Source organism: Mesorhizobium sp. M7A.F.Ca.US.006.01.1.1 (assembly GCF_003997935.1).
Lineage (GTDB): Bacteria > Pseudomonadota > Alphaproteobacteria > Rhizobiales > Rhizobiaceae > Mesorhizobium.
The window spans coordinates 1-7836 of sequence record NZ_RZQL01000286.1 but is presented as its reverse complement, the minus strand read 5'-3'; the positions used below and the strand labels follow the sequence as shown (position 1 = coordinate 7836).

The window sequence follows — 7836 nt, the reverse complement described above, 5'->3', positions numbered from 1 at the left end:
GGCCCGCATCGCGAGGCGATGACGGCAGCCCTGTCGCAGATGTTGGCAATTTCCGCGGACCGCATCTCGATCAAGGCAACAACCAACGAAAAGCTCGGCTTTGTCGGGCGCGAGGAAGGCATTGCGGCGATCGCCACCGCCAGCGTGGTGTTTCCCGGCGAGGTGCCGGAATGACCAACAACGAGCTGGCGAATGCCCTGCTGAAAGCCTGCCGAAAGCGCGACATCATGCTGGCAACGGCGGAAAGCTGCACCGGCGGCATGATCATCGCCGCGTTGACCGACATCGCCGGCTCGTCCGCCGTGGTCGATCGCGGCTTCATCACCTATTCCAACGAAGCCAAGATGGACATGCTCGGTGTTTCCGCCGCCACGCTTGAGGCGCATGGCGCGGTTTCGCGCGAGACTGCGGTCGAAATGGCGACAGGCGCGCTTGCCCGTTCGCGCGCCCGACTGACCTTGGCCGTTACCGGGATCGCCGGGCCTGGCGGCGGTTCGGCGGGAAAACCGGTCGGCCTGGTCTGGTTCGGGGTTGCGCTGGACGGCCGACCGATTGTCGCCGAGCACCAGCTCTTTGCCGACAAAGGCCGCGATTTCATTCGTCGCGAAACGGTCCGGCAAGCGCTGGAGCTGGGCCTGCAAGCACTCGGATAGGGTTATGAAACGTTGGGCGGGCGGGCTCGAAAGCTGGGTTTGCGACTACGCTTTTGATTCCGGGCTGCTTTGCCCCAGGCGTGGCTCTGTCCCAGCCAGCAGCCGCTGAATGTTGGCACGATGGCGCATAATCACGTAGATGCTGCCCGCAATCACCAGCAACCGATACGCCAACGGTTGCTCCAGGCCACAGATGAGGGCGATCGCGGTCAACGCCGCGACCATCGAGCTCAGGGAAACTATCCGAGACGTAGCCAGCACAGCACCAAAAGCCGCCGCAGCCCCCACACCTACCGGCCAAGACAGAGCCAGCAACACGCCAAGTCCCGTCGCAGCGGATTTGCCACCTGTGAAATTCAACCAGATCGAACGGCCATGTCCCAACAACACGGCAATTCCGGCCAGGCAAACAGCCCAAGGCAGCCAGGTTTGCAGGTTAAACGCAGTTGGCGGCGTGACGAACGGCAATGTGGTGAACCAGGGATAAAACCAACTGGCAAAGATGATCGCAGCGGCGCCTTTCAGCACATCCACAACCAGGACCACGAACGCAGGCCATTTTCCCAAGACCCGCAAGACGTTCGTTGCCCCGGTGGATTTGGAGCCATGCTCCCGGATATCGATGCCCTTGAGCAGCTTCCCCGCCAGATAACCCGTGGGCATGGAACCGAAGAGATAGGCGATCGCCAGCCCAACGGTGCTCCCTATCCAGAAAAGCATGCGCAGGGCCTCAAGACGGTCTTGCACCGTAGATGACGTCGGCGCGCTTCTCAAAGGCTTCGGCGAACATGCGGAAGGCACGATCGAACATGGTCCCCATGACCGCGCCCAGAATACGGCTCTTGAACTCGTAGTCGATGAAGAAGCGGACGGCGCAACCGGCGCCGTCGGGTTCGAAACGCCAGACATTGCTCAAATATTTGAACGGCCCGTCGATGTATTTCACGTCGATGGTGTTCTCGTCGGGCTTCAGCAGCACCTGCGTCGTGAAGGTTTCGCGGATCGCCTTGTAGCCGATGCTCATGTCGGCGAGGAGAACGGTGCGTCCGTCACGCTCCTTGCGCGAGCGAACCGTCAGCGCTTCGCAAAGCGGCAGGAATTGCGGATAGGCCTCGATATCGGCAACCAGCGCAAACATCTGCTGCGGCGTGTGGGCAACTCTGCGGGTGGCTTCGAATTTTGGCATGAAACCGGCTGATTAAGCTGATTTCTTGAGCTGGGCTTCCCGTGCCGCGCGCAGCTTGGCGAAATCGTCGCCGGCGTGATGCGATGAACGCGTCAGCGGGCTAGACGCCACCAGCAGGAAACCCTTGGTCCGGCCGATCGTCTCGAAGGATTTGAACTCCTCCGGCGTGACGAAGCGGATCACCGGATGGTGCTTCTTCGACGGCTGCAGGTACTGGCCGATGGTCATGAAGTCGACATTGGCCGAACGCAGATCGTCCATCAACTGCAGGATTTCATTCCGTTCTTCGCCCAGCCCCACCATGATTCCGGACTTCGTGAAGATCGACGGATCAAGCTCCTTGACCCGCTGCAACAGCCGGATCGAATGGAAATAGCGGGCGCCCGGACGAACCGTCAGATAGTTCGACGGCACGGTCTCCAGATTGTGGTTGAAGACGTCGGGCTTGGCCGCCACGACGATCTCCAGCGCGCCGTCCTTGCGCAGGAAGTCGGGCGTCAGGATTTCGATCGTCGTCAGCGGCGTCGCCGCCCGGATGGCGCGGATGACCTCGGCGAAATGCTGCGCACCGCCATCGGCGAGATCGTCGCGGTCGACCGAGGTGATGACGACATGGGTAAGGCCCATCTGCTTGACCGCATGCGCGACGCGGGCCGGTTCATCCGGGTCAAGAGCGGTTGGAATGCCGGTGGCGACATTGCAGAAGGCGCAGGCGCGGGTGCAGATCTCGCCCATGATCATGAAGGTGGCGTGCTTCTTTTCCCAGCACTCGCCGATGTTGGGACAGCCGGCCTCTTCACAGACCGTCACCAGCTTGTGCGACTTCACGATTTCGCGCGTTTCGGCATAGCCCTTCGACATCGGCGCCTTGACGCGGATCCAGTCGGGCTTGCGCAGCACATCCTGGTCGGGCTTGTGCGCCTTTTCCGGATGCCGCAGGCGCGGTGCGTTGGCGATCGTATCGAGGACAGTGACCATCGGGAAACCTGGTTCATTGGCGAGCGCCAGTCAGGCGTTCGTTGTCATAAGTTCATCTAAGACTTTTCGGCGCAAAGAAAAAGGCCACTGCGACGCATGCCGCAACAGCCTTTTTCGCATGGCAGCTCTTCAGTGATGTTAACGGCGCACCAGGCGTCCTGCCCAGATCAGCAGGCAGGCGCCGATAAAGCCGGTGATCAGATAGGCAATCCAGCCGACGCCGAACGGGCCAAAATTGAGAGCCTGCAGAATGGCGTTCAGCACGATCGCGCCGACGATGCCCATAACGATGTTCATGAGGATACCGGTGTTGCTCTTCATGAACATTTCGGCGAACCAGCCTGCCAGACCGCCGATAATGATGGCTGCTATCCAGCCGACGCCATTCAAATGCATATGCCTTCTCCTTGTGTGATGGATGAAAGTGCATCCGCAAACGAAGTACCTTGCCGCCGGGTTCCATCTGGAGCAGCGCTTTCAATCTATCACGCGTTGAGCGCGCGGCCATAGGCGTCGAGCACGCTTTCCTTCATCATCTCCGACAGCGTCGGGTGCGGGAAGATGGTGTGCATCAGCTCTTCTTCGGTCGTCTCCAGGTTCATCGCCACGACAAAACCCTGGATCAGTTCAGTCACCTCGGCACCGACCATATGGGCGCCGAGCAATTGGCCGGTCTTCTTGTCGAAGATGGTCTTGATGAAGCCCTGGTCCTCGCCGAGCGCAATGGCCTTGCCATTGGCGCCGAACTGGAAGCGCCCGACGCGGATGTCCTTGCCCTCTGCCTTGGCCTTGGCTTCCGTCAGGCCAACCGAGGCGACCTGCGGATTGCAGTAAGTGCAGCCCGGAATCTTCAGCTTGTCGGTGGCATGCACGCCAGGAAAATCAGCGATCTTCTCGATGCACACGACGCCCTCATGTTCAGCCTTGTGGGCGAGCATCGGCGGGCCGGCGACATCGCCGATGGCGTAGATGCCCGGCACATTGGTCTTGCCGTAACCATCGATGACGACGCAGCCACGCTCCGTCTTCACGCCGAGCGCCTCGAGGCCGAGGCCCTCGATGTTGCCCTGCACGCCGACGGCCGAGATCATCCGGTCGGCGGTGATCTTCTCGACCTTGCCATCCTTCATCTCGACATGCGCGGTGACCGAGTTCGTGCCCTTCTCGACCTTGGTCACCTTGGCTTCGAGGATGATCTTCATGCCTTGCTTCTCGAACTGCTTCTGCGCGAATTTCGAGACTTCGGCGTCCTCGACCGGCATCACCGCCGGCAGCAATTCGACCACCGTCACCTCGGCGCCCATGGTGCGGTAGAAGGAGGCGAATTCGATGCCGATAGCGCCAGATCCCATGACCAGCAGCGACTTCGGCATTTCCTTCGGCACCATGGCCTCGAAATAGGTCCAGATCAGCTTGCCGTCCGACTCGATGCCGGGCAGCGCGCGTGGCCGCGCGCCGGTCGCCAGGATGATGTGCTTGGCGGTGTAGGTGCCCTCGCCCTTGACGCCTTTCGGCACCGGCGGCTGCGGCTCCATCGGCTTCTTGGCCGTCTTGGACACGACGATCTCACCCGGTTTCGAGAGCTTGGCCTCGCCCCAGATGACGTCGACCTTGTTCTTCTTCATCAGGAAGGCAACGCCGCCATTGAGCCGCAGCGACACTTTTCGCGAGCGGTCGACCACGGCCGCTGTGTCGGCGCTGACCTTGCCGTCGAGCTTCAGCCCATAATCCTTCAGGTGATCCGAATAGTGCATGATCTCGGCCGAGCGCAGCAGCGCCTTGGTCGGGATGCAGCCCCAGTTGAGGCAGATGCCACCGAGATGCTCGCGTTCGACGATCGCCGTCTTGAAGCCGAGCTGGGCGGAACGCACTGCCGTGACATAGCCGCCTGGGCCGGAGCCGATGATGATGACGTCGTAGTTCTCAGCCACGGGTTTTCTCCTTCACAATTCCAGCATGACGCGCACCACTGGTGTCAGCGCCTCGCCGATGTTTCGCGTGTTTTCGACGTCGAGGTGGACGCCGTCGAGAGGGGTGGTTTGCGCCACGCCGCCGGCGTCGAAGAAGCCGCAGCCGGCCTCATCGGCGAGCGCGGCATATTGCGGTGCCAAAAACTTCGAGGCGTCATCGCCACCGGCGAACATTTCCTTGAATTCGGCATTTTCGGTGCGACTGACGACAGGCGGCGAAACGATCAGGATCTGCGGCGCCGGCCAGTCGAACGGATAGTCGTGACCGCGCACGATGTCGATCAGCCGCTGGATGCCCTGCTTGGCCGCGACGGGATTGCCGTGGATCCACGGCTTCATATCGTTGGCGCCGAGCATGATAACAATCAGGTCGATCGGCGCATGGGTCGTCAAGACCGTTGGCAGCAGCCTGGCGCCATTGCGATCAGCACCAGCCAGATGGTCGTCGAAGGCGGTGGTACGGCCGTTGAGGCCTTCGGCGATAACTTCAACGCCACTGCCGAGCCTGGCCTGCAGCACGCTTGGCCAGCGGTCTTCCAGCGCATGGCGGCCACCTTCGGCATTGTAACCCCAGGTCAGCGAGTCGCCGTAACAAAGAACCGTCTTCATGCGCTCAACCCGTCTATGTCAGCCGTGCCGCGTTTCAACCGCCGGCGAATCCGGAAATGATCAGGACGAAAGGGCTGGTGAAGAATCTCCGCACCGCCCTCTCCGTCCTAAACCAGCATGCCCATCGGGTTTTCGATCAGCCGCTTGAAGGCGACCAGCAGTTCGGCACCCAGCGCACCGTCGACGGCGCGATGGTCGGTTGACAGCGTCACCGACATCACCGTGGCGATTTTGATCTCGCCGTTCTTGACCACCGCCCGCTCCTCGCCGGCGCCAACCGCCAGGATGGTCGCATGCGGCGGGTTGATTACCGCGGCAAAATCCTTGATGCCGAACATGCCGAGGTTGGACACCGCCGTGGTGCCGCCCTGGTACTCTTCCGGCTTCAGCTTGCGGCTGCGCGCCCGGCTGGCCAGGTCCTTCATCTCGTTGGAGATGGTGGACAGCGTCTTTTCGTCGGCCTTGCGGATAATCGGCGTGATCAGCCCACCCGGGATCGACACGGCGACGCCGACATCGGCGTGCTTGTGCTTGACCATGGCGCTTTCGGTCCATGAGGCATTGGCGTCCGGCACCGCCTTCAACGCCATGGCCATCGCCTTGATCACCATGTCGTTGACAGACAGCTTGTAGGCCGGCGCCTCGCCCTTATCGGTCTTCTTCACCGGCGCTGCCGCATTGATCTGCGTGCGCAGCGCCAACAGCGCATCGAGTTCACAATCGAGCGTCAGGTAGAAATGCGGAATGGTGGTCTTGGCCTCGACAAGGCGGCGCGCAATGGTCTTGCGCATGTTGTCATGCGGGACGAGGTCGTAGGAGCCCTGTTCGAACAGTTTCAGCACCTGATCGTCCGACATCGCCTTCACCGGCGCGGCAGCAGCAGCCGGAGCGCCAGCGGGTGCTGCTTTGGCGGCAGGTGCCGCCTGGGCGCCGCCACCGGCAATCGCCGCGTCGACATCCGCCTTCACCACCCGGCCATGTGGACCGGTGCCCGTCACGGCTGACACATCGACGCCGGCCTCCTTCGCGACGCGCCGAGCAAGCGGCGAGGCGAAGGTGCGGCCTTCCGGCGACTGGCCGATCTCCCCCTTCATGGGGGAGATGCCCGGCAGGGCAGAGGGGGGCGTGACAGAATGCGACGCCGGCGGGACAGCGCCCCCCTCTGTCGACTTCGTCGACATCTCCCCCACAGGTGGGGAGATTGGCGCCTTGTCCTGCTTGGCCTCCGCTTTCGCCGTCACAGCACCACCATCGCTTTTCGCGGCAGCACCGACATCCTCGCCCTCTCCGGCAAGCACGGCGATCAGAGCGTTGACTTTGACGCCCTCGGTGCCGGCGGGAACGACGAGCTTGGCGACCGTCCCCTCATCGACAGCCTCGACTTCCATCGTCGCCTTATCGGTCTCGATCTCGGCAATGACATCGCCCGGCGAAACCTTGTCGCCTTCCTTGACGAGCCACTTGGACAGATTGCCCTCTTCCATCGTGGGCGACAGGGCCGGCATGGTGATGTTGATTGGCATTTTGTCCTCCCGCCCGGTTCAGCGATACGTGACGGCTTTGACCGCCTCGATGACCTCGCCGACATTCGGCAAAGCCAGTTTTTCGAGGTTGGCCGCGTAGGGCATGGGCACATCCTTGCCGGCAATGGTGATGACCGGCGCGTCGAGGAAATCGAAGGCGCGTTGCGACACCTGGTTGGCGATGTGATCGCCGACCGAGCTTTGCGGATAGCCCTCTTCCACCACGACCAGCCGGTTGGTCCTCTTGACCGAGGCGATGATGGTGTCGAGGTCAAGCGGCCGGATCGTGCGCAAATCGATGATCTCGGCATCGATGCCCATTCCGCGCAATTCTGCCTCGGCCTTGACCGCATAGGTCATGCCGATGCCGAAGGCGACGATGGTGACGTCCTTGCCAGTCTTGTGGATGCGCGCCTTGCCGATCGGCAGCACAAAATCATCCAGCTTCGGCACGTCGAAGGACTGGCCATAGAGGATCTCATTCTCGAGGAAGATGATCGGATTGGGATCGCGGATCGCTGCCTTCAGCAAACCCTTGGCGTCAGCGGCGGTATAGGGCATCACTACTTTCAGGCCCGGAATGTGGCTATACCAGGCGGCATAGCACTGTGAGTGCTGGGCGGCGACGCGTGCGGCGGCACCGTTCGGTCCACGGAAAACGATCGGCGCGCCCATCTGGCCGCCCGACATGTAGAGCGTCTTGGCGGCGGAGTTGATGATCTGGTCGATCGCCTGCATGGCGAAGTTGAAGGTCATGAACTCGACGATCGGCTTCAGGCCGGCCATCGCGGCACCGACGCCAACGCCGGCAAAGCCGTGCTCGGTGATCGGCGTGTCGACGACGCGCCGCGGCCCGAACTCCTGCAGCAGCCCTTGCGTGATCTTGTAGGCGCCCTGGTATTCGGCGACCTCCTCGC

Annotated in this window: 10 protein-coding genes; 2 read left to right on the top strand and 8 right to left on the bottom strand. The window is 62.0% G+C overall.

The features are described from left to right. Both EN943_RS32210 and EN943_RS32205 read left to right on the top strand, forming a co-directional pair. The coding region (locus tag EN943_RS32210; protein WP_206522849.1) for a 2-C-methyl-D-erythritol 2,4-cyclodiphosphate synthase at positions 1–174 on the top strand (174 nt) is incomplete at its 5' end. Next, positions 171–653 carry a CinA family protein gene (locus EN943_RS32205; protein ID WP_127416036.1) on the top strand — a complete coding sequence of 161 codons (483 nt, stop codon included), beginning with the start codon at positions 171–173 and terminating at the stop codon, positions 651–653. The genes EN943_RS32210 and EN943_RS32205, both read left to right, overlap by 4 nt. A 45-nt stretch (positions 654–698) precedes the next feature. Here EN943_RS32205 and plsY read toward each other — a convergent pair whose 3' ends face one another. From plsY to EN943_RS32165, 8 genes are all read right to left on the bottom strand, one after another. Next, on the bottom strand, positions 699–1373 hold the full coding sequence (plsY, locus tag EN943_RS32200) for a glycerol-3-phosphate 1-O-acyltransferase PlsY (RefSeq protein ID WP_127416035.1): 675 nt from the start codon (positions 1371–1373) through the stop codon (positions 699–701). A gap of 10 nt (positions 1374–1383) precedes the next feature. Continuing rightward, entirely contained in the window at positions 1384–1839 is a 456-nt protein-coding gene (locus EN943_RS32195) for a type II toxin-antitoxin system RatA family toxin (protein ID WP_127416034.1), read from the bottom strand. Positions 1840–1851: 12 nt separating this feature from the next. After that, the gene (gene lipA, locus EN943_RS32190; RefSeq protein WP_127416033.1) at positions 1852–2817 is read right to left on the bottom strand and encodes a lipoyl synthase; all 966 of its coding nucleotides are present in this window, start codon (positions 2815–2817) and stop codon (positions 1852–1854) included. Between the two features lie 138 nt (positions 2818–2955). Further along, positions 2956–3213, bottom strand: coding sequence for a GlsB/YeaQ/YmgE family stress response membrane protein (locus tag EN943_RS32185; RefSeq protein ID WP_127370325.1), 258 nt, complete (start codon positions 3211–3213; stop codon positions 2956–2958). 89 nt (positions 3214–3302) lie between these two features. Then, positions 3303–4748, bottom strand: a complete 1446-nt coding sequence (gene lpdA / locus EN943_RS32180) for a dihydrolipoyl dehydrogenase (protein ID WP_127416032.1) — start codon at positions 4746–4748, stop codon at positions 3303–3305. Positions 4749–4760: 12 nt separating this feature from the next. After that, positions 4761–5396, bottom strand: coding sequence for an SGNH/GDSL hydrolase family protein (locus EN943_RS32175; protein ID WP_127416031.1), 636 nt, complete (start codon positions 5394–5396; stop codon positions 4761–4763). A 107-nt stretch (positions 5397–5503) separates the two neighbouring features. After that, positions 5504–6919: a pyruvate dehydrogenase complex dihydrolipoamide acetyltransferase gene (locus EN943_RS32170; protein WP_127416030.1), complete on the bottom strand. Its 1416-nt coding sequence runs from the start codon at positions 6917–6919 to the stop codon at positions 5504–5506. 18 nt (positions 6920–6937) lie between these two features. Next, positions 6938–7836 (bottom strand): pyruvate dehydrogenase complex E1 component subunit beta (locus EN943_RS32165; RefSeq protein WP_127416029.1); only part of this gene is annotated, 899 nt, incomplete at its 5' end.

Excerpts from the sequence above, each read along its gene's own strand:
- EN943_RS32205 (WP_127416036.1), top strand. The coding sequence starts at position 171 with ATGACCAACAACGAGCTGGCGAATGCCCTGCTGAAAGCCTGCCGAAAG.
- plsY (WP_127416035.1), bottom strand. The coding sequence starts at position 1,373 with ATGCTTTTCTGGATAGGGAGCACCGTTGGGCTGGCGATCGCCTATCTC.
- EN943_RS32195 (WP_127416034.1), bottom strand. The coding sequence starts at position 1,839 with ATGCCAAAATTCGAAGCCACCCGCAGAGTTGCCCACACGCCGCAGCAG.
- lipA (WP_127416033.1), bottom strand. The coding sequence starts at position 2,817 with ATGGTCACTGTCCTCGATACGATCGCCAACGCACCGCGCCTGCGGCAT.
- EN943_RS32185 (WP_127370325.1), bottom strand. The coding sequence starts at position 3,213 with ATGCATTTGAATGGCGTCGGCTGGATAGCAGCCATCATTATCGGCGGT.
- EN943_RS32175 (WP_127416031.1), bottom strand. The coding sequence starts at position 5,396 with ATGAAGACGGTTCTTTGTTACGGCGACTCGCTGACCTGGGGTTACAAT.
- EN943_RS32170 (WP_127416030.1), bottom strand. The coding sequence starts at position 6,919 with ATGCCAATCAACATCACCATGCCGGCCCTGTCGCCCACGATGGAAGAG.